Here is a 26,920-nt window from a genome sequence, read left to right as displayed (position 1 = left end):
TTATCTCTAAAACCAAAAACCTAAGTTAAATAACCAATAATGATCTGAATGATCTGGAGACCATGTGTATTTTAATTCTATAGGTCCTAAAAACGTTTCTACACTATATCCAACAGCATAGCCCGACTTAGTATTTTTAAACAAATCTCCGTTATCAAATACATCTTCTTCTACACGTGCGTAGTTAGCTATAAACATTGCATAATGCTTTTTATACACTTCATAACGTACATTAAATTCTGATCTTAAATAAGACTGATTATTTAACCCACCTGTATCATAACCATACATTGGAATAAAGTTATTAATATAGTTTTGGTTATATCCTCCTAAATGGTAATCAAATATTTCAAATGATTTTTTTCCTAGCGTATATCCTGCTTGTGAAGTATATTGAAATGTTAGTTTATCATAAAAAGTTGTTGCAAACCCTAACGTTCCGCCTAATTGAGAAAATTGATGAAAAGGCTCACTATCTTCTATTAATTCATCTAGCCTATCATTTCTATCAGACCATAAGAACCATTTAAACCCTATGTCTGCATAGAAGCCCTTCTTAGGAAACATTTCTTTATCGTAGGTGTCTAACTTTAAAAATGCAAAGGTGTTTATGTAGTTACTATTGTCAAAAAAGTCCTCTTTACCTTCTGCTGAAATATTTTGCGTGCTTGCATTAATGTTTTTATGCTCTGCTCCTATACCTATTGCAAATTTTTTGTCAAATGTTGTTTGCAGATATAATGAAGTAGAAAAATCTCTATACTTTCCATTTATGAGTCCTGAACCATATATAAAATCACTATTAAATACATTATACCTTGTCCTAAAACCATAACTTGGTAATAGACCATTATCTATAAAATACTCAACGTTATATCTAATTTTATCTCCTACACCAACATCAAAAGAAAACTCGTCATTTTGAAAAAGCATTTTTTTATGGTTGTAATTTAATAATACAGCAGATTTATAAAGTAAATCATAATGCAACCCTAATCGTAAATATGATTGTACATTTTCTTCTTTAACAGCTAATTCTAATTTTTTCCCTTGAAAGGATTTTTCGAAATGATAATCAATTCTTTTAAAGTTTTTTGACGCTGTTAGTGTGTTAATTTTTTTAGAAACTTCTTTATATGAAACACTATCTCCTTCTCGTAACTGTAATTTTCCTAAAATGTAGTTATTTGTGTAATTTTTATTTCCTTTTATAATAATTCTATCAACCAAAAATCTTTTTTCTTCAGGTGCTATTTTAGAAATCTCCCTTTTTTTAGGTTGCATTTTTGCGATACTATCGAAAACTACTCTATATTTTTTTGCTGTCTTTTCTCCTTCCGCTAAAATTTCATTCTTTACATCAAATGAAATCACACTATAGTCAATTACATTTGGTCTTATATAAACATCTAATAATTCTACCTGTTCATCAGATTTTTTATACATCTGAAAATTAATAATCTGTAATAATAGTGATGCTACGGACACTAACTCTTCTCTTTTTAACAGCTCTCCTTGTACACTAACACCAATAACAATGTCTACACCTTTCTTTTTCATAACATCAACAGGAAAGTTGTTTACAACTCCTCCATCCACTAACAACTTCCCATCAATATCCACTGGATTTAATAACGAAGGAAACGCAGCACTTGCTCTTAAAGCAAGGGGTAACGATCCACTTTCTAAAACCTCTTCTTCTCCTGTTTCTATATTTGTTCCTATACAATAAAAAGGAATTGGAAGTTTTGAAAAATCAGTAACCTCATCAACAGGAGCTAACAATTCTGTTAAAAAATTAAGTACATTTTGTCCTTTTGATAAACCTAGAGGCAACCCTAAATTCCCTTTTTTAATAGGTAAAGAGATAGCATATTTCTCTCCATGTGCTTTACTGAAAAAAGGTTTTTCTCTTCTTGAAACTTTGTCTTGTAATAAATTCATGAAATCTGTTTTAAGAACAGCTTCTTCAATTTGATCCGCAGTATACCCTGAAGCATACAATCCACCAACAATGGCTCCCATACTTGTACCCCCAATATAATCTACCTGAACTCCCGCATTTTCAAGCTCTTTTAATATACCAATATGCGCAATTCCTTTTGCACCACCTCCACTAAGCACCAGCCCTACCTTGGGTTGATCTTGTGCCAACATACATGCTGGTAGTAATAATAAAATTAGCAACTTTTTCATTCTTCTTTTTTTTGATAGTGTTTGAATATTTTTTGAGCCCTAGCATTTCCAACCACTTCTTTCAATTCTTCAAAAGTAGCTGCTTTAACTCTTTTAGCTGATTTAAACTTACGTAATAAATTAGTAATGGTTTGCTTCCCTATATCCGGGATTTGTTCTAATTCTGATTGTATTGCGCTTTTACTTCGTTTATTTCTGTGGAAAGTAATTCCAAAGCGGTGTGCTTCATTACGTAAATACTGAATTATTTTAAGTGTTTCGGACTTTTTATCAAGGTACAACGGAACAGGGTCTCCAGGGTAAAAAATCTCTTCCAGTCTTTTTGCTATACCGATAATAGCTATTTTTCCTCTTAATCCTAGAGCGTCTAAACTTTTTAAAGCAGAGGATAATTGCCCTTTACCTCCATCAATAACTATTAACTGTGGTAAAGGTTGTTCTTCATCTAATAATCGCTTATATCTTCTGTATACGACTTCTTCCATCGATGCGAAATCGTCAGGACCTTCTACTGTTTTTATATTAAAATGACGATAGTCTTTTTTACTTGGTTTTCCATCTTTAAAAACTACACATGCAGCAACTGGATTTGTTCCTTGAATATTTGAGTTATCGAAACATTCAATATGGCGTGGTTCTTTTCCTAATCGTAAATCTTTTTGCATTTGCGCCATAATTCTTTTTACATGACGGTCTGGATCTACAATTTTTATTTGTTTAAACTGTTCTTGACGGTAAAACTTTGCGTTACGTTCAGACAATTCAACAATACGTTTTTTGTCTCCTAATTTTGGTATAGTAACTTTAATATCTTTACCTACATTTACTTTAAACGGAACAAAAATTTCTCTTGATAATGAATTAAAGCGTTGGCGAGTTTCCACAATAAATAACTCTAGAAGCTCCTTATCTGTTTCTTCTAGTTTTTTCTTAATCTCTGTGGTATACGATTGCACAATTGAGCCATTCATTATTTTGAAAAAGTTTGCATACCCATGAGATTCATCAGAAATGATAGAAAACACGTCTACATTATTTATAGACGGGTTTACAATCGTTGATTTTGCTTGATAATTCTGTAAAGACGCTAATTTTTCTTTGATTTTTTGTGCTTCTTCAAACCGCATATCAGCTGCAAAGTCAAGCATTATTTTTTCAAACTGCTGTAAACTCTCTTTAAAGTTTCCTTTAATAATATTTCTAATAGCTCTTATATCATCTAAATAATCTTCCTCAGTTTGATACCCTTCACATGGCCCTTTACAATTTCCTAAGTGATATTCTAAACAAACTTTGTATTTATCAGCATCAATCTTTTCTTGACTTAAATCATAATTACACGTTCTTAATGGATACAACTCTTTAATTAAGTCTAACAACGCATGCACTGTTCGTACATTTGTGTAAGGCCCAAAGTACTCTGACCCATCTTTAACAACTCTTCTTGTAGAAAATATACGTGGAAATCGTTCCTTTTTAATACAAATCCATGGATATGTCTTATCATCTTTTAATAAAACATTATATCGAGGCTTATATTTTTTTATTAGGTTATTTTCAAGTAATAATGCATCTGTTTCTGTATCAACCACCACATGCTCTATTCGTACAATTTTTTTTACTAAAACTCGCGTTTTACCATTATCGTGATTCTTAGTAAAATAAGACGAAACTCGTTTCTTTAAATTCTTCGCTTTCCCTACATAAATAATCGTATCATCTTTATCAAAATATTGATAAACTCCTGGCGAATTTGGTAGTGTTTTTATTTGAAGTTCGAGTGATGTTGGCATACAACGAAAATACGATTTTATTAAAAGATATTTGTTGTAATACTGTACATTTATCCTTTTCAATTAAAAATGCAACAACCACAAGATTTTTATAATAAAGAACTGAAAGATTTAGCTGTTCAACTTTCTAAAATAAATAGTAAAATAACCTTTATAAGAATACTCAGGCTATTTGTTTTTTTAGGCTTTTCTTTTGGAGTTTATTTAACCTTCTATCAACCTTACATACCTTTTATAATTGGTTTTATTGGTGTTTTACTATTTGTTTTTTTAGTTATACAACATCAACATATAAAAGAAAAACGCACTATTCTTCAGCTTAAAAAAGACAACAACCAACTAGAAATTGATGTTCTTAATGGTCATTTTGAATTACTTCCTGAAGGAACAGAATTTACAAATTCCACGCACTATTATAGTTATGATATTGATTTGTTCGGAAAGGGTTCTTTTTTTCAATACATCAACAGAACTGCTACAATCAATGGTAAAAAGTTACTGGCTTCCTTATTAACAAGTAATTCAATTACTTTTATCGAAGAAAAACAAAAAGCACTTAAAGAATTATCTGAAAAGTTTCATTGGCGACAACATTTTACTTCTTTAGCACATTTAGTTTCGTCAACTACTCACGAATCCTCAGCGATTACGAAATGGTTAATCAACTATGAATCAAAACTAGCAACTTCTTTAAAATGGGTTTCTATGTTTTTTTCAAGCATTTCAATAATTTTAATACTCTTATTTGTTTTTAGTGTTATTCCTTTTTCGGTTGTTTTAATTTGGTTTTTTATCGGTTTAACAATTACAATCTTTCATATTAAAAAAACACAACATATTTACACCTCATCGAGTAAAGCTAAAGATACTTTTAAACAGTATTATTTGCTTCTAGAACAAATAGAAAAAGAAACTTTCAATTCTGTTCTTCTAAAAGAAAAGCAACAAAAAATTGCTGCCGAGACAAAAAAAGCATCTGTTATTTTTAAAGAGTTTTCTAAAATCTTAAATACTTTCGATCAACGTAATAATATTGTTATTGCTATTATTGGAAATGGTTTGTTTTTATGGGATATCACCCTTGCAATAAGAGTAGAAAAATGGATTCTTTCCTATAAAGAAACTACCGATGCGTGGTTTAACGTTGTAAATTTTTTCGATGCTTATAACTCTTTTGCTAACTTCGTTTTTAATCATCCTACTTTTACTTTTCCCACTCTTCAGAAAGAAAATAACGTTGTTATTACTCAAAATCTTGGGCACCCTCTTTTAAAACCCTCAAAAAGAGTTGATAATGATTTTACGATTTCTAAAGGACAGTTTTTTATTATAACTGGTGCTAATATGGCAGGAAAAAGTACATTTTTGCGTACCGTTTCCTTATCCTTAGTTATGGCAAATTGTGGGCTACCAGTATGTGCTACTAATTATCAATACACACCTATAAAATTAATTACAAGTATGCGAACATCTGACTCATTAACCGAGGATGAGTCTTATTTTTATTCGGAACTAAAACGGTTAAAATTTATTGTTGACACTATTGAAACCGATCGCTATTTTATTATTCTTGATGAAATTTTAAAAGGGACTAACAGTAAAGATAAAGCATCGGGTTCTAGAAAATTTGTTGAAAAACTTACACGTTCAAAATCTACCGGAATTATAGCTACTCACGATGTAAGTTTATGTGAACTAGCTAAAGAATATCCTCAAATACTTAATTATTATTTTGATGCTGAAATTGTAAATAATGAATTGTTTTTTGATTACACGATTAAATCTGGAACTTGCAAAAACATGAATGCTTCCTTTCTCCTTAAAAAAATGGAAATTGTGTAACTTTTGGTTTTGAGAACGTCTGTATTATCTTTCAACAAAACCATGACATATGACAGGAAAAATTGATTGATTAATCCGTACCTTTACGCTATGAGCAAACTCATAGATAATTTTGGAAGACAAATCAACTACGTCCGTTTAGCAGTAACCGACCGTTGTAACCTACGTTGCCAATATTGTATGCCTGCTCAAGGAATTGATATTGTACCTCGTAAAGAGTTGCTTACCTACAAAGAAATGTACCGAATAATTCGAGTGCTTACTGAGTTAGGTGTAAACAAAGTTCGCTTAACAGGAGGAGAACCTTTTGTAAGAAAAGATTTTGTTTCTTTTTTAGAAATGTTGTCTTATAATGACTTGTTAGATGATATAAATATCACAACCAACGGAGCACTTATTTCTAAACACATCAAAACAATAGAAAACCTTAAAAAGGTTAAGAACATTAATTTAAGTATTGATAGTTTACATCCTGAAAAGTTTGCTAAAATTACTCGTAGAGATGTTTTTCCTGAAGTATATAAAACGTTTGAGTTATTAGAAAAAAGTTCGTTGAATTTGAAATTGAATGTAGTCGTACAATCTGGGTTTAATACTGATGAGATTAACGATTTTGTACAGCTTACTAAAGACAAGAATATTGCAGTTCGTTTTATTGAAGAAATGCCTTTTAATGGAAAAGGACAACGAAATGCAGAAGAGGTATGGAACTATAACAAAATCTTAGATAAAATACAATCTCAGTTCACTGTAACTAAGCTACCTTCAAAAAAATCATCTACTTCTAGAAATTTTTCTATAGAAAATCATACAGGGACTATAGGAATTATTCCTGCGTTCACTCGTACTATTTGTAATGATTGTAACCGAATTAGGATTACCTCAACAGGAACTTTTAAGAACTGTTTGTTTGATGATGGCGTTTTTAATCTACGTGACTTTATTAGAAGCGGTGCAAGTAATGAGGATTTAAAAGCCTTGTTTTTATCATTGATAAAAGAAAAACCTGAAAATGGTTTTGTGGCTGAAGCAAATAGAAAAGGAAACGTAACCGAAAGTATGAGTACGATAGGCGGATAATTATGATATATAGTTTACTTTCAATATTAATTGGAGTTATAACTTTACTTTTTGTTTTTAAACTCCATAAAAAAGACGATAATCTATGGGATGTTTCAACTTCATTAAAAGGCATTGTGGGTGGGTTAGGTCTTATCATAGTAGGTTTAATAACTTTATTTAAAGCATGGAAATGATTACAGTAGCAAAAGCCAAACATATAATTTTAGAAAACACACAAGACTTTGGAATTGAAGAAATTCCATTTTTACAAGCTATTGGAAGAATTTTAAAAGAAGATATTGTTGCTGATAGAGATTTTCCTCCATTCAACCGAGTGGCAATGGATGGTATTGCTATCAATCATCGTTTTTTTGAGCACGGTATTCGCGATTTTAAAATAGAAGGAATCCAAGCTGCTGGAAGTCCACAAAAAACACTGGATAATGCAGCCAACTGTTATGAGGTTATGACAGGAGCTGTATTACCTAACAATACTGATACGGTAATTCGCTATGAAGATGTTGATATTAATACACTAATAGCTACTATTACTGTTGATAAGATCAAAGAAGGACAGAATATTCACAGAAAAGGTTCTGATAAAAGTAAAGGTACAGTTCTAATAAAAAAGAATACTATAATTTCCGCTGCTGAAATTGGAGTGCTGGCTACTGTAGGTAAAGCTACTGTAAAAGTTGCCAAACAACCTAAAGTAATGATTGTTTCTACTGGTGATGAATTGGTTGATGTAAATGAAAATCCGTTAGACCACCAAATTCGTAGAAGTAATGTATATACGTTAGTTTCCTTATTGAACAATTTAAAAATTCCAGCAGAAACAGCCCATATTACTGATGAAAAATCAATTTTAAAAGAAAAAATTGAATCGTATTTAAAACAATACGATGTACTTCTATTTAGCGGTGCTGTAAGCAAAGGAAAGTTTGATTTTCTACCTGAAGTTTTAGATGAATTGGGCGTTCAAAAATTATTCCACAGAGTTTCGCAACGACCTGGTAAACCTTTTTGGTTTGGCACCACAGACAACTGCAATGTGTTCGCTTTTCCAGGAAACCCAATTTCAACTTTTGTGAATTGTTTGGTCTATTTTTACCCGGGGTATTTAAAATCGACAGGATTACATTCTGAAGAAAAAACAGCTGTTTTAGCTAAAAACATTACTTTTAAACCTAACTTAAGCTGTTTTATGCAAGTAAAATTAACTTCTGAAAATGGACAAGTATACGCAACACCAATACAAGGAAATGGTTCAGGCGATTTAGCTAGTTTAGTAGAAGCAGATGGTTTTATCGAACTACCAAAGACAGAAGAAGTAACATTTAAAAAAGGAAGTGTTTTTCCGATACTAACGTATCGAGTTTAACTAAAAATTAAAAACTCAACATTTAAAATTTATACAGAGTGAGTAATTTTTCCCACATAAACGAACAAAACCAACCTAAAATGGTAAATGTTTCTGATAAAAAAATCACGAAACGTACCGCTATTGCTAAAGCAACTATGTTTTTAGGTTCTGAAATTGTGAGTCATTTTACCAATAATGAACTCATCACTAAAAAAGGACCTGTTTTTCAAACCGCTATCATTGCTGGAATTCAAGCTGTGAAAAAAACTTCAGATATCATCCCAATGTGCCATCCTTTGTTAATCAATGGTGTGGACATTGATATCAATATTGTAGACGATGAGTATGTAGAAGTTTTTTGTAAAGTGACCATTGAAGGAAAAACGGGAGTAGAAATGGAAGCGCTTACAGGTGCTTCAGCAACTTGTTTAACCATTTACGATATGTGTAAAGCTATCAGTCAAAAAATGGTGATTCAAGAAGTGAAATTGGTAGAGAAAACTGGTGGTAAATCGGATATTAAAAATGGATAAAAAACATACTAAACATACAAATCTAGTTAAGAAGTATAATGATATTTTTGCGCCTAATGAAGTAGCTATTTTAGGAACTAAGTGTGGGGTTATCGCTGATTTAGTTCATAACGTTTCAAAAAGATTATCAAACTATAACTTAGGATATTTTGACGCATCACATGCTAAAGATGTTGAGCAAAACACCCTAACTGAATACACCTTTCATCATGAAGGAAATTTACAACTAAACACAACTTCTTCTGTAAATAAATATGAACAACGTTTACAGTTTTACAATCATGACTTTGTGTTCATTAACGGAAATCATTACCAAGGAGCTAAACAAATTTTAATTTTAGATGGTGAAAAAGAAGCCTCGGTAAAAAAACGACTGGATCAATTAACAAATATTCAATTTGTAATTCTATTGAATGAAAACTCAACCTATTTTGATTGTTTACTAGAACGTTTTCCACATATAAAAAACATTACTAGCTACACAATTGACCAAGTGGATGAAATTACAAAGCATATTCAAAATTTGATTGAAGAATATATCACTCCTGTGAAAGGTTTAGTATTAGTTGGTGGAAAAAGTACTCGAATGGGTAGTGACAAATCAGAATTAAGTTATTTTGGAAAACCTCAAAAACAATACGCTAAAGAGTTGTTAGAAAACTGCTCTTTAGACACTTTCTTTTCTGTTCAAAAATCTTCTGAAAAAGAAAATGAAATTCACGATACCTTTTTAAACTTAGGACCTTTTGGGGGTATTTGTTCTGCTTTTCAAAAGAACCCAAATACAGCTTGGTTAGTACTAGCAACCGATGTTCCTTTTGTAAATAAAGAACTTATTTCTCTCCTTTTACAGAAAAGAAACCCAAGTAAAGTTGCTACAGCAATCAAAGGAAAAAACAAAGAATTTCCTGAACCATTAATTACCATTTATGAGCCAAAGGCTTACGGAAAACTACTTCAGTACTTATCCCAAGGGTATTCTTGCCCTCGTAAAATGTTAATTAACTCTGATGTAGAAATTGTTGAAGTTGATGATAACCTTATTAGAAACATTAACACTCCTGAAGAGTTTAAAGAAGCTAAAAAAGATATTGAAAATTTGATATAATTAAAGAAACCTATGCCAAGGTTTTCTTGACATAGGTTTTCAATATTCTTACTTACTCTATATTATTTAAGACTTTAAATCAAACCTATCTAGGTTCATTACCTTAACCCAAGCAATAATAAAGTCTTTTACAAACTTTTCTTTAGCATCATCACTCGCATATACCTCAGCTAAAGCTCTTAATTCAGAATTAGAACCAAAAATTAAATCAGTTCTAGACGCTGTCCATTTTACTTTATTAGTAACTCTATCTTTTCCTTCAAAAATTAATTGTTCTTCAGAAATAGGTTCCCAATACGTATTCATATCTAACAGATTTACAAAGAAATCATTCGTTAACTCTCCTGGATTATAAGTTAACACTCCATTTTTTGAGTTATTATAATTTGCATTTAAAGCTCTCATACCACCAACCAATACCGTCATTTCAGGAGCTGTTAAGGTTAATAACTGTGCTTTATCAACCAACAATTCTTCTGGCTTAAGCGTGTATCTCTTTTTTTGATAGTTTCTAAAACCATCCGCCATTGGTTCTAAAACAGCAAAAGATTTTACATCTGTTTGCTCTTGTATAGCATCCATTCTACCTGGATTAAAAGGAACTTTTATTGAAAATCCTGCTTTTTTTGCCGCTTCTTCTACAGCTGCTGAACCTCCTAAAACAATTAAGTCCGCCATAGAAACCTTTCTGTCGTTAGAACCATTGTTAAACTTTGATTGAAGCTCCTCATAAACTGCCAATACTTTTTTTAATTGTGTAGGATTATTGCTCTCCCAATTAACCTGTGGTTCTAAGCGAATACGTGCTCCATTTGCTCCTCCCCTTCTATCAGAACCTCTAAAAGAAGAAGCTGATGCCCAAGCTGTTTCTATTAATTGGTTATGTGGAATACCTGAGTTTAAAATCTCTTTTTTTAATGAGTTAATATCTACTTCTGTAATTAACTTATGAGTACGTGTAGGTATAGGGTCTTGCCATATAAACTCCTCTTCAGGAATTTCTGGACCTACGTATGTAGTTTTAGGCCCCATGTCTCTGTGAGTTAATTTAAACCAAGCTTTCGCAAAAGCTTTATCAAAAGACAAAGGGTCCTCTAAGAATTTTTCACAAACTTTCTTGTATTCAGGATCAAACTTTAAAGCTAAATCTGAAGTTAACATCGTAGGTCTGTGTCTCTTATTTTTATCAAAAGCATCAGGAAAAACCTCTCCAACGTCTTTAGCTGCCCATTGATGTGCTCCTGCCGGACTTTTAGTTAACTCCCATTCATTATTAAACAATGTATTTAAAAAAGCATGACTCCAACGAGTAGGTGTAGGTGTCCAAATAACTTCTAAACCAGAAGTGATGGCATCTTTACCTTTACCCGACTTGTAGCTACTCTTCCACCCTAATCCTTGTTCTTCAATACCAGCAGCTTCTGGTGAAGGCCCTACATTATCTGCAGATCCTGCTCCGTGTGTTTTTCCAAAAGTGTGTCCACCTGCTATTAAAGCAACTGTTTCTTCATCATTCATTCCCATTCTACCAAATGAAATACGTATGTTTTTTGCTGATGCTACTGGATCTGGGTTTCCGTCTGGGCCCTCAGGGTTTACATAAATCAATCCCATTTGTACTGCTGCCAAAGGGTTTTCTACTTCTAAATCTAGCTCTCCATTCTCATTCAACCTTCTACTTTCTAACCAACCTGATTCTGATCCCCAATACACATCTTCTTGTGGTACCCAAACATCTTCTCTACCTCCAGCAAAACCAATAGTTTTCAGTCCCATAGACTCTATAGCCACATTTCCTGTTAAAATCATTAAATCTGCCCAAGAAATCTTCTTACCGTACTTTTGTTTTATAGGCCATAATAGTCTTCTAGCTTTATCTAAGTTAGCATTATCTGGCCAACTATTTTGTGGAGCAAAACGTTGAATTCCCATACGAGTTCCTCCTCTACCATCTCCGGTACGGTATGTTCCAGCACTATGCCACGCCATACGAATGAATAAAGGTCCGTAATGTCCATAATCAGCAGGCCACCAATCTTGAGAATCTGTCATTAGCTTAGTTAGGTCTGCTTTTAACGCTGCATAATCTAGCTTATTAAATTCATCAGCATAATTAAAACTTTCTCCCATCGGATTAGATAATTCCGAGTTTTGTGCAAGTACATCTAAATCTAACTTATTGGGCCACCAATCTTTGTTTGACTTAGTTTCTGTTAACTGTTCTTTTTTGTGTCCTTTATCAAAACCAAAAGGACATCCTCCCTTTTCTTTTTCTTCTCCATGGTTTTGTTTACCACTACAAGAAAAAAGCAAAGAAGCTGTTACTACGCTTAAGATTATTTTTTTCATTATAAATTATTAATTGATTTTCAGCAAATCTATATTTGAAATAGTTATGTTTTTTCTATTTTAAATAGAAATAATTTATATTGATGTAACTTAGATTTATCTTTATTTCTAAAATAAAAAACTTAGGATGTATTTTATGTTTTTGAGGAAGTAGTAATTCTCTCCTTTTAAATTAAGTGTATAAAAAAAAGCACCTAATCTTAATTTTAAAAAGATAAAGTGCTTTTTGTACCAAAGGTGGGACTCGAACCCACACGCCCTTGCGAGCATCGGATTTTGAATCCGACGTGTCTACCAATTCCACCACTTTGGCATTTGGAGAGTGCAAATCTATAAAATATTTCATTTAAAATATCTTTTAAACTCTTAAAATAGTTTTATTTTTGCCGCAACAACAACACTAACTAAAAATATCTTTTTGTAAATGGCTACAAATCAATTAAGCCCAAAAATCTTTGCGTGTTCACAAAGTGTCGAACTAGCAGAAGAAATTGCCAATGCTTACGGAACCAAACTAGGAAATGTAATTACTACACATTTTAGTGATGGTGAATTTCAACCTGCTTTTGAAGAATCAATTAGAGGACGAAGAGTTTTCATTGTAGGATCAACTTTTCCTTCAACTGATAACTTAATGGAAATGTTATTAATGTGTGATGCTGCTAAACGTGCTTCTGCAAGACATATTACTGCTGTAATGCCTTATTTTGGTTGGGCTCGTCAGGACAGAAAAGACAAACCTCGTGTGGCAATTGGAGCTAAATTAGTAGCTAAATTATTAGAAACAGCTGGAGCCACTAGAATTATGACCATGGATTTACATGCTGATCAAATTCAAGGCTTCTTTGAAAAACCGGTAGATCATTTATTTGCTTCTACTATCTTTTTACCTTACGTAAAAAGCTTAAAGTTAGATAATTTAACCATCGCTTCTCCTGATATGGGAGGATCTAAAAGAGCCTATGCCTATTCTAAATACTTAGAATGTGATGTTGTTATTTGCTATAAACAACGTCAAAAAGCCAATGTAATTTCTCACATGGAGCTAATTGGTGAAGTAGAAGGTAAGAATGTTATTCTTGTAGATGATATGATTGATACTGGCGGAACACTTACCAAAGCAGCTGATTTAATGATGGAACGTGGTGCCAAAAGTGTACGCGCCATTTGTACACACCCAATTCTTTCTGGTAATGCTTATGAAAGAATTCAAAACTCGCAATTAACAGAGCTAATCGTTTCAGATACAATTCCTTTAAAAAAGAACATTTCTAAAATAAAAGTTGTATCTTGCGCCGCTTTGTTCGCTGATGTGATGCATAAAGTTCAAGACAATACATCTATTAGCGATCAATTTTTAATGTAAATAAACTTAATAAACAAAGTAATGAAATCAATTACAATCAAAGGATCTCAAAGAGAAAGCGTAGGTAAAAAAGCAACCAAAGCCTTACGTAATGCTGGAAAGGTTCCTTGCGTATTATACGGAGGAGACAAGCCTGTTCACTTTTCAGCTGACGAAAAATCGTTCAAGCCATTAGTATATACTCCAGATGTATTTACTGCTACGATTGAATTAGATGGTGTAACATACAATGCTGTATTACAAGATATACAGTTCCACCCAGTACATGATAGCATTTTACACGTAGACTTCTATCAATTATTTGAAGACAAAGCTGTAACTATGGATATTCCTGTACGTTTAGTAGGATCTTCTAAAGGTGTTATGGTAGGGGGTGCTTTACGTCACAACTTACGTAAATTAAAAGTAAAAGCATTACCTGCTAACTTACCAGATTTTATCGAAGCTGATATTACTGAGTTAGAAATTGGTAATAAATTATATGTTACTGAGTTAAAGAATGATAAATATACTTTCTTACACCCAGACAACACAGTAGTTGCTCAAGTTCGTATGTCTCGTAATGCTGCTAAAGCAGCTTCTGAAGCAGAAGCATAGACCGCAATACTATAATTATACAAAAGCGTTACCATGTGTAGCGCTTTTTTTATTTTTGATGTATGGTTTTTAGAACTTTTTTTAAAAGATTATTTGGTTTTTCTACAAAACAATTAACAGAGAAAGAAGACAATTTTATGAAGAAATTTTTAATTGTAGGCTTAGGTAATATTGGTGAAAAATATGACAATACACGTCATAATATTGGCTTTAAAATAGTAGATGCTTTCGTAAAAGAACATGAAGGTTCTTTTGAAACTGAAAAGTTAGGTGATATAGCTAAACTTAAAATAAAAGGTAAGACTGTTATCGTTTTAAAACCGAATACTTATATGAACTTAAGCGGAAAAGCGGTTAAATACTGGATGCAAAAAGAAAACATTCAAGTTGAAAACTTATTAATTATTACTGATGACTTAAATATTGATTTCGGAAAGATTCGTATCAAAGGAAAAGGAAGTTCTGGTGGACACAACGGACTAAAAGATATTCAAGATAAGTTTAATACAGGTGCTTACCCTCGTTTTCGCTTTGGTGTAGGAGCTGAATATAGTAAAGGTCGACAAGTAGATTATGTTTTAGGTGAATGGAATGCTGAAGAAGAAAGCGCAATGATTGAACGCATTCCTTTTTCTGTAAAAGCGGTTACTTCTTTTATTACAGCAGGTTTAGCCAACACCATGAACGAGTTTAACGGGAAGTAACTATAATTCTTCTCACAAAAAATCAATCTTTAAAAATTGTACAATCAGTTGATTTATTATTTCTTTGCCACTCATAAAATTTTTTGAAAATGAAAAAGACACTACTTACTTTACTATTAACATTTACCTGTTTTGTTTCAAACGGTCAAAATTGCTTTAAAGGAAAAATTGAGGAAGTAAAGCAACTTACAGAAAGACCTCTAGCTGTTATTATTTATGAAGAAGACGAGAACTATGTTAAACGTCTTGAAAAAAAGATTGCAAAAAGCAATAAAAAGAAAGAAAAGTACCAAAAAGAATTAAACGATTATAAAAATCATATTTCTTATTTTAACAAAAACATTAAAGATGTTGTTACTGAATATTGGAAGCTAAACAAAACCCATAATATTCAATATTTTACTAACAAGCAGGTAGAAGATTTAATTAAAAATAAATCTAACTCCTTTGCTATATTAAATTTAACTATAGATGTAGTTATGGCGGACTTAAATACTCTGTCTACAATGGATATTTATGCTATTACCTATGGTGCATCTGAAAAAAACAGAAAAAAAGCTGTATATAAAAATCATATCACAAATGTAAATTACAATTTGCCTGGTTATGCCGATAAAGAACTTAAAAAAGCTATTGAAAAGTTAAAAAAAGAAAGAGAAAATGGGCCAACATATTTATCAAAAGAAAATATGATTACATCTCTTGTTTTATCTCAAAAATATATAGAAAAAGCTATTAACCTTAATAAAAAAGTTTCTTTTGAAGACTTTGCTGAAGAAGAAATGAAAAGAAATTGTTCTAAACTCAAAGGAAATACTATTCTATTTCAAGAAGCCATTGTTCATGGTAAAATAAAAAACGAATTACAGAGCTTACTCCCGAAAGCTAAAACAGAACTTGTTTCTCCTAATAGAATTGCCGAAGCTGTCGCAAACAAAGAAGATGTTTTAATTGGGTTCCCAATTATAAAAAAATTAATGAAACAGAGAGGGGGATTTGGGCCAGTGACTACATCTACAGTTATTCCAGTAACTCATAAAGTAATCATGAATGCTAAAACTAAAGAGATTATTGGTTTTATTCCACATTCTGGTATTACCAGCTACTCATATTTTAAAAAGAAAGACTTTAAAAAGTTAAACGAACAGTGTAATTAAATACATCAATAAAAAAGGAGGTTTTATATAAAACCTCCTTTTTTATTTCTCTTTTATCTTAATTATCTGAAGCATACCACTCAGCAAAACTAGTATCTGTTTCCTGTAATTTAATGGCGTGTAGTTTGATATTTTCAGGAAGTCTGCTTTGAATTTTCTTAGCAAAATCAATCACCATCATTTCACTTGTTGGCTGATAATCAACTAAAATCACATGGTGTCCTCTATTTTTTAGCTCCTGTGCCAACTCAACATGAGGCGTATTTTCGTTAAAAACTGTAGCATGGTCAAATACATCAACAATATCTTCTTTCACAATCTTCTTTAGATCACCAAAATCAATTACCATTCCGTATTTAACATTACTAGTATCTGTAATCGGAGAACCAATCACAGTAACTGAAAGTTTATAACTATGCCCGTGAACATTTTTACACTTTCCGTCATAACCATATAACGCATGCCCAGTTTCAAAAGTAAACTGTTTGGTAATTCGAATCTTACTCATAAATTTTCTATTTGTAAAGAAGCGATAAAATAACCTTTAAAAAAGATTACTTCTCTACGTTTGTTGTGGTGACTCTTATTTTCTTTTAAATCTTTTGTTTGCTCTATATTTATTAAAGAAATAAATAACTGCAACACCTGCTGCTAAAATAGCGAAGAAAGAATTTCCCATTTTAATGCTTGTTTTATTCGCCAAAAGTACGAATTTGATTTCAATTTATTGCTTTTTCATTAAACTCGTAATCACAATTATTATAAAAAGTACATTCTATAATTTGACATAATTTTTGTCTTAAACTAACAAACATTAATATGAGATTATATTTAACTTTAATATATGAAAAACTCAACACAAGTAGAGCGGTTTAATAAGTTGTTAGATTTTTTAGAAAAGCGTTTTAAAACATCAATTGATATACATGAAATAGAAGATATTTCCTTTTATTCCTATCGAAATATTAATAGAATATTTTTAGCCTTACAACATGAAACTATTGGTCAGTTTCTTAAAAGAAGAAAACTAGAAAAAGCTGCAGAGTATTTAAAATTTTCAGATAATGAAATTTCAGATATTGCCCTAGAAATTGGATATAGTGATATAGCAGCTTTTAGTAAAGCTTTTAAAAAGTATTTTCGCTGCACACCATCTAGATTTAGGAACTCTTATACACTGCAACAAAAAATCACAAATCAACTTTTAGAAGAATCTAATGAAAAAAATGAATCTTTATTAAAGTTTGAAATTGAAACCCTTCCTACATTTCAAATGCTTTATTTACAATATAAAGGAACTTATGAAAATGTAAAAGGTATTGAGAAAACCTGGAAACAGCTTTTAAAATATGCTCATAAGTGTAAATTATTAACTGATAAAACTATTGTTCTTGGTGAAGTTTTGGATGACGATGAAATAACGGAATCTATTAATTGTAGGTATAATGCAGGAATTATACTTACAGAAGCACAAAAAATTGAAGTTGAAGGAATGTTTAAAGTTAAAGAAGTTGCTTCTCAAAAATATGCCAAATTTATTCATAAAGGAAGTCATGAAAGCTGTTTTGAAACATACAATACAATTTACGCACATTGGATATATGAGGTTCAATTAGAGTTTGCTGACGCACCAACCTTAGAATTTTATTTAAACGATGAGGAAAATACTTCTCAAGAAGAATTAATTACAGAAATCTACATTCCAGTAATTTAATCGAACACCTATAAACAGAAATTAATATTCTTTCTTTGACCCTTATACTAAGGTCATTTTTGTCCTAAATAGACAAACACTCCTACATTACCCAGACTATTTTTGTGTTGTGAATTAAACAAATTATGAACACATGAAAGATTACAAATTTCACAAGTATTGGTATTTAGGTTTTTTAGGTTTTGTCGGTATATATTACATTACTTATATAATTGACTTTTTTCAAGGAAACAATTCTCCTTGGGTATTAACAAACCTATTGTGGTTTTTATGGTTCTCTTATTTTATTCCTGAATATATAACTGAAAAAGAAAGATAAAAATGAGCTTTGCCAAATTAATATCATTATTTGAAGAGTCTAATATTATGTTGTATGTAGGTTATTTTTTCCTATTTAATACAAGCTTAATTATCATTGAATTGTTAGTCGATTTTATTGTTAGAAAAAAAAGGCGTTGGAAAGACACCTTTGCAAATATTAGTATCTTTTTCTTAAATCAACTTATTGAAAAAACAATTATAGGATCTATTGGTGTAATCTTTTTAATGCCATTTCATTGGATAACGCCTTTATCAATACCTATAAATACTTTTACTTGGATATTCGCTTTTTTCGTTGCTGATTTTACCTATTATTGGATGCATCGTTTAGAGCATGAGCATCGAATATTATGGGCTAGTCATAGTGTTCATCATTCATCTGAAGATTATAATCTTACCATTTCAATGCGTTTAAGTATTGTAGAGGGTTTATTTGAATGGGCTTTCCTAATTCCAATGGTTTTAGTTGGTTTTTCTCCATTTCAAGCTATTGTCGGGTTGATTCTAGTAGCTCAATTTCAAACATGGATTCATACAGAATATATTGGCAAATTAGGCTGGTTAGATGAAGTGTTTAACACTCCTTCAGTGCATAGAGTACACCATGGTTCTAATAACAAGTATTTAGATAAAAATTATGGTGGTTTTTTAATTATTTGGGATAAGGTATTCGGTACATTTCAAAGGGAGGAAGAAAAAGTAATTTATGGACTAACTAAAAACATTAAAACCAACAGTCCTATTAAAATAAATTTTATTGAATATAAAAACATATGGAAAGATGTTAAAAGGTGTAAAACCTTAAAACATAAACTGAAAATTATTTTTGGTAATCTAATATGGAAGCCAGATTATTTTTACGAAAAAAAGAGCTAATTCCTTAGCTCTTGAATTTTTCTAATGCTTTTTTTGTAAAATCTGATAATACAAGCTTACCAGAAGTTTCAGCTCGTTCAATTAATAACTCTTCCCAATGCTCAGTACCTTTCCACAAAGCTTTTTTCATTTCAGCTAACGCTTCAGGATTATATGAAGCTAGTTTTTCTGATAAAATCTCAACTTCTTTATCCAATTCATTTTGCGTTTCAAAAACCCGGGCGTACAAGCCTTTTTCTTTTGCCCAGTATGCATTTTTCCAACTGGTAGCATCTAAAGTTAATTCTGCTAATCCACTAACGCTTATTTTACGCTCTACGGCTGGCGCAATCACAAACGGACCAATACCTATTGTAAACTCAGAAAGTTTGATAGAAGCGTGCTCTGTAGCTAATACATAATCACAAGCGGCTGCTAAACCAACTCCGCCTCCAACTGTTTTCCCTTGAACTCTACCAATAATTAGTTTCGAACATCTGCGCATAGCGTTGATTACATTCGCAAACCCTGAGAAAAAAGCTTTTCCATCTTCTAAGTTATCAATCGATACCAATTCGTCAAAAGATGCACCAGCACAAAAAGCTCGTTCCCCTTCTGATTTTAATACAATTACCGAAACCTCATCATTAATTGAAAGTTTATCAAATTCGTTTGCTAAACGTTCTAACAATACACTTGGAAAAGAGTTACTTGCTGGGTGTCCAAATTCTACCGTTGCAATCTTGTTTTCTATATGGGTGTATAAACTTCCGTTTTCTCTAGTTGTAGTCATTTGTTTTCTTGTTTCTTCAAAATTACATTTTTTGAGCTAGGGGTAAAAACTTTCTTCTAAACTTAACAATTAATGGAGTGCCTCTCGCAATCATCCACAAGAAAAAAGCTATCCAAATAGCATAGAGTTTATACCCAAGAGAGTCAAAATATAACAATGTAGGAACAAACACTAATCCTGTTGCTAATAACAAAACATTTCGTAGAAATTTCATTTCTCCCATTCCTTTGAACATTCCGTCATAAATAAAAGCGATAGAACATATAGGTTGCATGATTAAAATAATCCAAAAGGTATTATAAAACTGCTCTAAAACCTCTGGTTCTTTAGTGAATACTTTTCCTATAAATTGATATAAAACAAACCCCACAACGGCTAATAATAATCCAAAGAGGAATCCGTAAGTAATTAATCTATTTCCTAAAGTTACCAATGTTTTATAAGCTTTAGCACCCAATAATTTACCTGATAAAATATTTCCTGCAGAAGAATATCCATCAATCATAAAAGCCCCCATAAGCCATATATTGAATCCGATGGTATAAGCTGCAATGTAAGCATCTCCATAGTCAGTAGCATAAGAAGTTCCAAAGTACAATGCAACATTTAGTGCTATCGTTCTTACGAAAAGATTCAACACCATTACTATGAATTTTGGAATTTCAGTATTAAATGGCAAGCTGAATTTTAACGAAATATCCGTCTTTTTTAATAATAATACTGCAGAAATTATTGCCATTGTAATTTGTGCAACAACACTTGCATAGGCAGCCCCTTGAATATGCATAGCTGGAACAAAACCTTCTACTCCGTAAACCAAAACGACATCTAGTACAATATTAATAAACGTTCCAATGAGTGCAATTACCATCGGATAATAGGTGTTTTGTAAACCTCTAAATGTACCAAAAACAGCAATCGTAAAAAGCGTAAACGGGAACCCAAAAACACGGATTTTATAATACTCAACAGAATAGTCTAAAATGGTTCCTGAAGCATTGTATAATTCAAAAATTTCTTTGGCAAAAGGATAACTGACTCCTAAAATAAGAGCACTTACGCCTAGTACAATAACAATAGCTTGTGCGGGTAAGTTTTTAATTTCATCAAGTTTATTGGCACCTAAATATTGTGAAACGATTGATGAAATTCCACTGCGTGTTTGCCCAAAAACCCAAATTAGCATAGATAAAAAAGCCCCTACAATACCAATAGCGGCAATACTTTCAGTAGCGTTGTACTCTATATTACCTACAATAGCTAAATCTGTAGTAGAAAGTAAAGGTTCTGCAACTCCTGCAATTAGTGCAGGCATTGCTAGTTTGTTTATATGTTTAAAACTAATATCGTGATTCATCATACAAAGATCAAAAGTAGTAATATTCAATATTGATTCTATAGCTTTAATAGTACTTATTTTTGGTTAGCAAATAGCATTTTACAAAACACTCTAAAATGCATTAATTTTTTTCGCCATTAATTAAGGAATAAATCTTTGAGTTGAATACTACAATAAAACTAAAAACACTACTTTTAAATCTTATTTCTTATAAGAGAATGCGATTACTATTTCTAACCTTTTTTTTTATTTCTATCACTCTTTTTTCTCAAAAAAAAGATTCAACAATTATTGTATTCAAAAAAGAGCTTATAGAAAACGGAAGACAAGCTTATTTTAGCAAAAAACTTCCCTTATTAAAAACCATTACGAAAAAGGTTGATTCTTTATACAAAAAGACCAACGACTCTATTTTACTTGCCAAGTATTTTCATTTTAAAGCCTTGCAAAGTAAACTTACCTATACCAATGATAGTGCTTTTTATTATTACCACCGCTCTAAAGATATTTCAAAAAGACTACATGATTCCTTAGCCGTTGGGAGGCGTTTACTCAGCCTTTCTATTTTACAAAAAGAAGCTAATGATTTTTTAGGTGGTGAAATTAGCCTGATAGAAGCATTAAAGTATTTAGAACCTATTGAACCTTCTATATATTTGGAAAGAGTCTATAATAATTTGGGGATAATTGCTGAAGAATTGGGTCAAAAAAACAATGCTATTGAATACTATAACAAAACCTTACAAATAAACAACATAACAAAAGACCTACGTAGCTACTTGTTTACAAATAATAATTTAGGGTTATTGTATCAAAGAAGACAAGACCACAATAAAGCAATTGTTTTTTTTAATAATGGACTACATATCAAAGGATTGAATAAAAAGTTCCCTAAAATTTATGCTCTTTTATTAGAAAACTTAGCAGCAAGTAACTTCTTATTAGGTAAAAAAGAAAATGTTTTACAACAATATCAAGAAGTTTTATCAATTAGAAAAAAACACAAAGAAAATCGTGAATTGCCTACAACTCATATCAATATTTCTAATTATTATAAAGATTTAAATCAGACTCAAGAAGCTTTATTTCATTCCAAAGAAGCTTTAAAATATGCAAAACTGACTCATAATAACAAAAAATGGCTTGAGTCTTTAATAAATCTCTCCTACTTAACAAATGGGAAAAAATCAAAACAATACTTATTGGAATATATCTCTTTAAATGATAGTCTCTTCCAAAATGAACGACAATTAAAAAATCAATTTGCTAAAATTCGATACGAAACTGACAAAAAAGAAAAAGAAAACACAATTTTAAAAGAAGAAGTAGTTCAACAAAAACAACAAAAAACCATAGGTTGGTTATTGGCTATTATTAGTCTATTAGGTCTAGGGGTTGGTTCTTTGTTTTTTGTATTAAGAAGAAAACAGTTATTATACCAAACCCAACTACAAAAAACAAAAGCTAAATATTTAGAACGAGATAGAATAGCTCAAGAGTTACACGACGGTGTTTTAAGCAAGTTATTTGGAACACGACTTGGTTTAGGCTTTTTAAATTTAAAAGGAGATCCTGATGAGCTTCATAAACATCAACACTTATTAAACGAACTTCAACAGGTAGAAAAAGAAATAAGGAACGTTTCACATAAATTGAGTTATAAAATTAACGAGTCTGACAACTTCAAATTAGTACTTATAGATTTATTGGAAGAGAAAAGTAATTTAGGAAATTTTGAGTATCTTTTAGATATTCCTAATCCTTTTAATTGGACAGATGTTGGTGAAAAAATTAAACATAATATCTATCGAATTCTTCAAGAAACTCTTCAAAACTGTATTAAACATGCCAAAGCTACTCATGTACAACTTAATATTTATAAAGAAAATACAAATTTAATAATTGAAGTAAAAGACAATGGAATTGGTTTTGATTCTACAAAAAAAAATAACGGAATAGGGTTAAAAAACATCCATTCGAGAACAGAAAAACTAAAAGGTACAATTGAAATAATCTCAAAACTAGGAGACGGAACTTCCTTAAAAATATCAATCCCCACAAATTTCAATGAGCAATTAACAAACTACTCCTCTTCATATTTTGTTCGTAGTCATGCGTAAATTTTACTTTTTCGTCAACATTCGTTTAATTTCATTCAGCTTCATAAGTGCTTCAATCGGTGTTAAGGTATCAATATTGGTGGTTAAAATTTCTTCTCGAATATCTTCTAACAACGGGTCGTCTAACTGAAAAAAGCTCATTTGCATATCTTCATGCTGTGCTTCTTTCAAGGTTTCTTTAACCTCTTTGTGTGAATGTGAGTCTTCTAACTCTTTTAGAATTTTGTTTGCTCTATGAATTACCATACTTGGCATTCCCGCTAATTTTGCTACATGAATACCAAAACTATGATCGCTTCCTCCTTTTACCAATTTACGCAAGAAAATAATGCTATTATCTAACTCTTTTACCGATACATTAAAGTTCTTAATACGCTCAAACGTCGAAGTCATTTCGTTCAGCTCGTGATAGTGTGTTGCAAATAACGTTTTTGCTTTCGAAGGATGTTCATGTAAATATTCCGAAATCGCCCAAGCAATAGAAATTCCGTCATAGGTAGACGTTCCTCTTCCAATTTCATCTAACAACACCAAACTACGATCGGAAATGTTATTTAAAATAGAAGCTGTTTCGTTCATTTCTACCATAAATGTAGATTCTCCCATCGAAATATTGTCACTAGCTCCTACTCTGGTAAAAATCTTATCCACCATACCAATGCGAGCATTTTGTGCGGGAACATAACTTCCCATTTGTGCTAATAACACAATCAAAGCTGTTTGACGTAAAATTGCCGATTTACCAGACATGTTAGGACCTGTAATCATAATAATTTGTTGCTGGTTACGGTTCAAGACAACATCATTAGCTATGTATTCTTCACCAATTGGTAATTGTTTTTCAATAACTGGGTGACGACCATTTTTGATTTCAATATCAGTGCTGTCATCCATTAACGGACGCACATAATTATTCTCGGTAGCTAAGGTTGCGAACGATTGTAAAGCATCAATCTTAGCCACATTTTGTGCGTTTTGTTGTACAGGTTGTACAAAACCAATAATATACTGTACTAACTTGGCAAAAATCTCTGTTTCTAACTGCTGAATGTTCTCTTCTGCCCCTAAAATTTTAGCTTCGTATTCTTTTAACTCTTCAGTGATGTAGCGTTCAGCATTCACTAAGGTTTGCTTACGAATCCACTCTTCTGGAACTTTATCTTTATGCGTATTTCTAACTTCAATATAATATCCGAAAACATTATTAAAAGCAATTTTTAAACTCGGAATTCCAGTTCGCTCAGTTTCGCGAGCTAGCATCGTATCTAAATACTCTTTTCCAGAGTTTGAAATGTCACGTAATTCATCCAGTTCTTCTGAAACTCCACTAGCAATCGCATTTCCTTTATTAATATTTACAGGAGCTTCTTCTAAAACTGTCTCAGTAATTTTATCAATCAGCGTTTTGCAATCGTGCAATTGTTTTCCTATTTCTTGAACTGCTTTGTTCTTACTTTTTTCTGCGGAATCTTTTATTGGAATAATAGCTTTTAACGAGTTTTTCAACAAAATTACTTCTCGTGGAGAAACCTTACCCGTAGCAACTTTTGATATCAATCGTTCGATATCAGAAATTTGTTTTAATTGGTAGGTTACAGTTTCAGAAAAAGTATCGTCATCAATTAAAAACTTTACTAATTCATGTCGCTGTTGAATTTGAGCTAAATCTTTTAATGGAAGCGCTAACCAACGTTTTAATAAACGTCCTCCCATAGGAGAAATAGTTTTATCAATTACATCCAATAACGAAACCGAGTTTACCGAATTCCCACCGTATAATTCTAAATTTTTTACGGTAAAGCGATCCATCCACACATAATTATCTTCCGCAATTCTACTGATAGATTGTATATGTTCTATTTTGTTATGTTGTGTTTCAGACAAGTAATACATTGCTGCACCACCTGCCACAATTCCATATTCTAACTCTTCAACTCCAAATCCTTTTAATGTTTTTACCTTAAAATGATTTCGAAGCAATTCATCTCCATAATCTTTTTGAAACACCCAATCATCCAAATAAAATGCATGAAAACGATTTGTAAAAGCTTCTAAAAATCGTTGCTTATGTTTCTTTTCAACCAAAACTTCACTAGGTGTAAAATTTTGTAAAAGCTTATCTATATATTCTTCATTTCCTTGAGCTATGAGAAATTCTCCTGTAGAAACATCTAAAAACGAAACTCCTAATAGCTTTTTCCCAAAATGAACTGCTGCTAAAAAGTTATTCGACTTCGATTGTAACACCTCATCATTTAGAGCAACCCCAGGGGTTACCAACTCCGTAACTCCACGTTTTACAATCTTTTTAGTCATTTTTGGATCTTCCAACTGATCGCAAATAGCAACACGCAATCCAGATTTTACTAACTTGGGCAAGTAGGTATTTAAGGAATGGTGCGGAAAACCAGCTAACGCTGTTTCACTCTCACTACCACTTCCTCTTTTGGTTAAAATAATACCTAAAACTTTAGATGCTTTTATAGCATCTTCTCCAAAGGTTTCATAAAAATCGCCTACTCTAAATAACAACATAGCATCCGGATATTTTGCTTTAATTCCGTTATACTGTTGCATTAATGGAGTTACCTTTTTTGCCTTTGTTTTTGCCAAATTTCTAGATTTTTTGGGTTAGTTTTGCGAAGATAGAAAAGTTTAGAGTTTCTTTTGTTTCAAGTTATCCACAACTTTAAACTTTTGAACCTGAAAACCACTTTATGAGAAAATTAAAAAACAGCGAACTAGGCAGGAAAACAGTTGAGGAGTTTAAACAAACAAACAAAACTCCTATTATAGTAGTATTAGATAATATTCGTAGTTTGAATAATGTAGGCTCAGTTTTTAGAACTTCGGATGCTTTTTTAATTGAAAAAATTTATTTGTGTGGTATTACAGCAACTCCGCCTAACAAAGAAATTCATAAAACTGCTTTAGGTGCTACCGAATCTGTAGATTGGGAATATGTTGAAAACACTATGGATTTAGTTGAAAAACTACAAGCGAAAAATGTAAAAGTTCTATCCATAGAACAAGCAGAAAATAGTACGATGTTAGATACTTTTATTCCTAAAACTGATCAAAAATATGCAGTTGTATTTGGTAACGAAGTAAAAGGTGTACAGCAGGAGGTAGTTTCTGCTTCTGATGTTTGTATTGAAATTCCGCAATTAGGAACTAAACACTCGCTGAATATTTCGGTAAGTTGTGGAGTCGTGTTATGGGATTTGTTTACTAAAATGAAAAAGTAATGTCATTACGAGGAACAATAGTGACGAAGTAATCTGCTTATTTAGAGTTCATAATTCAAAGATTGCTTCACTGGCGTTCGCAATGACGATTTCATTCTTTTAAAAACAGAATGTTAAATTTTTGTCTTTCTCCTAAAAACACATTACTTTAGACAATAATTTATTCTCCCTATCTATCCCCAAAATTATTTAGTAATTATAAACCCTATAATATGGAAAACAAATACTTTGAAGAAACAGTAATGAGTCTAGGTTTAGATGAACAAGATGCAAACATTGAAGAGCAAAACTTAGACAATCAAGGAGAAGATAATATCGGTGATGCTGATGGCCCTAAAACTGGTGGAACCACTGGAGGCGGCGGCGGCGGTGGTCAAGGAGGAGATTAGAAGTAAAACTACTTAGTAAACATATTTTCTTTGTATATAATTTAAAAATAAAACCATTACTTTTGAAA

22 protein-coding genes and 1 tRNA gene are annotated in these 26,920 nt (G+C 31.6%); 15 read left to right on the top strand and 8 right to left on the bottom strand.

Going from position 1 to position 26,920, the window contains the following annotated elements; translation table 11 throughout:
* Positions 1-6: 6 nt before the first annotated feature.
* Together VBY68_RS13960 and uvrC are read right to left on the bottom strand one after the other, a co-directional pair.
* Positions 7-2,196 carry a patatin-like phospholipase family protein gene (locus VBY68_RS13960; RefSeq protein ID WP_415270070.1) on the bottom strand — a complete coding sequence of 730 codons (2,190 nt, stop codon included), beginning with the start codon at positions 2,194-2,196 and terminating at the stop codon, positions 7-9.
* Positions 2,193-3,989, bottom strand: coding sequence for an excinuclease ABC subunit UvrC (gene uvrC, locus VBY68_RS13955; RefSeq protein ID WP_415270069.1), 1,797 nt, complete (start codon positions 3,987-3,989; stop codon positions 2,193-2,195). The genes VBY68_RS13960 and uvrC overlap by 4 nt, the downstream gene beginning before the upstream one ends.
* A 69-nt stretch (positions 3,990-4,058) precedes the next feature.
* On the opposite strand from uvrC, the gene VBY68_RS13950 reads away from it, so the two are divergent.
* From VBY68_RS13950 to VBY68_RS13930, 5 genes are all read left to right on the top strand, one after another.
* Positions 4,059-5,831 carry a MutS-related protein gene (locus tag VBY68_RS13950; RefSeq protein ID WP_415270068.1) on the top strand — a complete coding sequence of 591 codons (1,773 nt, stop codon included), beginning with the start codon at positions 4,059-4,061 and terminating at the stop codon, positions 5,829-5,831.
* A 90-nt stretch (positions 5,832-5,921) separates the two neighbouring features.
* On the top strand, positions 5,922-6,911 hold the full coding sequence (gene moaA, locus VBY68_RS13945) for a GTP 3',8-cyclase MoaA (protein ID WP_415270067.1): 990 nt from the start codon (positions 5,922-5,924) through the stop codon (positions 6,909-6,911).
* Positions 6,912-7,083: 172 nt separating this feature from the next.
* Positions 7,084-8,277, top strand: coding sequence for a molybdopterin molybdotransferase MoeA (locus VBY68_RS13940; RefSeq protein WP_415270066.1), 1,194 nt, complete (start codon positions 7,084-7,086; stop codon positions 8,275-8,277).
* A gap of 38 nt (positions 8,278-8,315) precedes the next feature.
* The gene (moaC, locus tag VBY68_RS13935) at positions 8,316-8,792 is read left to right on the top strand and encodes a cyclic pyranopterin monophosphate synthase MoaC (RefSeq protein ID WP_073182316.1); all 477 of its coding nucleotides are present in this window, start codon (positions 8,316-8,318) and stop codon (positions 8,790-8,792) included.
* Complete coding sequence (locus VBY68_RS13930; protein WP_415270065.1) at positions 8,785-9,900, top strand: NTP transferase domain-containing protein; 1,116 nt, start codon at positions 8,785-8,787, stop codon at positions 9,898-9,900. The genes moaC and VBY68_RS13930 overlap by 8 nt, the downstream gene beginning before the upstream one ends.
* A gap of 66 nt (positions 9,901-9,966) precedes the next feature.
* Here the strand turns inward: VBY68_RS13930 and katG are convergent, their stop codons facing one another.
* Both katG and VBY68_RS13920 read right to left on the bottom strand, forming a co-directional pair.
* Entirely contained in the window at positions 9,967-12,249 is a 2,283-nt protein-coding gene (katG, locus tag VBY68_RS13925; RefSeq protein ID WP_415270064.1) for a catalase/peroxidase HPI, read from the bottom strand.
* Positions 12,250-12,478: 229 nt separating this feature from the next.
* A tRNA-Leu gene (locus VBY68_RS13920) sits at positions 12,479-12,562 on the bottom strand.
* A 111-nt stretch (positions 12,563-12,673) separates the two neighbouring features.
* Here VBY68_RS13920 and VBY68_RS13915 point away from each other — a divergent pair.
* The 4 genes from VBY68_RS13915 (at position 12,674) to VBY68_RS13900 (ending at position 16,073) form a co-directional block, all read left to right on the top strand.
* Entirely contained in the window at positions 12,674-13,615 is a 942-nt protein-coding gene (locus tag VBY68_RS13915) for a ribose-phosphate pyrophosphokinase (RefSeq protein WP_415270063.1), read from the top strand.
* Between the two features lie 21 nt (positions 13,616-13,636).
* A complete protein-coding gene (locus tag VBY68_RS13910; RefSeq protein ID WP_121146426.1) occupies positions 13,637-14,212 on the top strand; it encodes a 50S ribosomal protein L25/general stress protein Ctc in 576 nt (191 codons plus the stop codon).
* A 137-nt stretch (positions 14,213-14,349) separates the two neighbouring features.
* Positions 14,350-14,916, top strand: a complete 567-nt coding sequence (gene pth / locus VBY68_RS13905; RefSeq protein ID WP_121146673.1) for an aminoacyl-tRNA hydrolase — start codon at positions 14,350-14,352, stop codon at positions 14,914-14,916.
* 89 nt (positions 14,917-15,005) lie between these two features.
* Positions 15,006-16,073: a hypothetical protein gene (locus VBY68_RS13900; protein ID WP_099214872.1), complete on the top strand. Its 1,068-nt coding sequence runs from the start codon at positions 15,006-15,008 to the stop codon at positions 16,071-16,073.
* Between the two features lie 58 nt (positions 16,074-16,131).
* On the opposite strand, the gene VBY68_RS13895 is transcribed toward VBY68_RS13900, so the two are convergent.
* Positions 16,132-16,581 carry a 6-pyruvoyl trahydropterin synthase family protein gene (locus VBY68_RS13895; protein ID WP_099214873.1) on the bottom strand — a complete coding sequence of 150 codons (450 nt, stop codon included), beginning with the start codon at positions 16,579-16,581 and terminating at the stop codon, positions 16,132-16,134.
* 336 nt (positions 16,582-16,917) lie between these two features.
* On the opposite strand from VBY68_RS13895, the gene VBY68_RS13890 reads away from it, so the two are divergent.
* The 3 genes from VBY68_RS13890 to VBY68_RS13880 all read left to right on the top strand — a co-directional run bounded on the left by VBY68_RS13890 (position 16,918) and on the right by VBY68_RS13880 (position 18,984).
* Positions 16,918-17,787 carry an AraC family transcriptional regulator gene (locus VBY68_RS13890; RefSeq protein ID WP_415270062.1) on the top strand — a complete coding sequence of 290 codons (870 nt, stop codon included), beginning with the start codon at positions 16,918-16,920 and terminating at the stop codon, positions 17,785-17,787.
* 133 nt (positions 17,788-17,920) lie between these two features.
* Positions 17,921-18,106, top strand: coding sequence for a hypothetical protein (locus VBY68_RS13885; RefSeq protein ID WP_121146429.1), 186 nt, complete (start codon positions 17,921-17,923; stop codon positions 18,104-18,106).
* A 2-nt stretch (positions 18,107-18,108) separates the two neighbouring features.
* Positions 18,109-18,984, top strand: coding sequence for a sterol desaturase family protein (locus VBY68_RS13880; protein WP_415270061.1), 876 nt, complete (start codon positions 18,109-18,111; stop codon positions 18,982-18,984).
* 4 nt (positions 18,985-18,988) lie between these two features.
* Here VBY68_RS13880 and VBY68_RS13875 read toward each other — a convergent pair whose 3' ends face one another.
* Positions 18,989-19,756: an enoyl-CoA hydratase/isomerase family protein gene (locus VBY68_RS13875; RefSeq protein WP_124588297.1), complete on the bottom strand. Its 768-nt coding sequence runs from the start codon at positions 19,754-19,756 to the stop codon at positions 18,989-18,991.
* A 22-nt stretch (positions 19,757-19,778) separates the two neighbouring features.
* Positions 19,779-21,113: an MATE family efflux transporter gene (locus tag VBY68_RS13870; RefSeq protein WP_415270155.1), complete on the bottom strand. Its 1,335-nt coding sequence runs from the start codon at positions 21,111-21,113 to the stop codon at positions 19,779-19,781.
* A 200-nt stretch (positions 21,114-21,313) separates the two neighbouring features.
* Between VBY68_RS13870 and VBY68_RS13865 the strand changes: the two genes are divergently transcribed.
* Complete coding sequence (locus VBY68_RS13865) at positions 21,314-23,215, top strand: tetratricopeptide repeat-containing sensor histidine kinase (protein ID WP_415270060.1); 1,902 nt, start codon at positions 21,314-21,316, stop codon at positions 23,213-23,215.
* 3 nt (positions 23,216-23,218) lie between these two features.
* Here VBY68_RS13865 and mutS read toward each other — a convergent pair whose 3' ends face one another.
* On the bottom strand, positions 23,219-25,828 hold the full coding sequence (mutS, locus tag VBY68_RS13860) for a DNA mismatch repair protein MutS (protein ID WP_415270059.1): 2,610 nt from the start codon (positions 25,826-25,828) through the stop codon (positions 23,219-23,221).
* Between the two features lie 104 nt (positions 25,829-25,932).
* Between mutS and VBY68_RS13855 the strand changes: the two genes are divergently transcribed.
* Both VBY68_RS13855 and VBY68_RS13850 read left to right on the top strand, forming a co-directional pair.
* On the top strand, positions 25,933-26,463 hold the full coding sequence (locus VBY68_RS13855) for an RNA methyltransferase (RefSeq protein WP_415270058.1): 531 nt from the start codon (positions 25,933-25,935) through the stop codon (positions 26,461-26,463).
* Positions 26,464-26,675: 212 nt separating this feature from the next.
* Positions 26,676-26,852: a hypothetical protein gene (locus tag VBY68_RS13850; RefSeq protein ID WP_415270057.1), complete on the top strand. Its 177-nt coding sequence runs from the start codon at positions 26,676-26,678 to the stop codon at positions 26,850-26,852.
* Positions 26,853-26,920: the final 68 nt, after the last annotated feature.

This window comes from Tenacibaculum ascidiaceicola, from assembly GCF_047470925.1.
Lineage (GTDB): Bacteria > Bacteroidota > Bacteroidia > Flavobacteriales > Flavobacteriaceae > Polaribacter > Polaribacter discolor.
The sequence above is the reverse complement of the archived record's forward strand: the minus strand, read 5'-3'. Positions and strand labels throughout refer to the sequence as shown.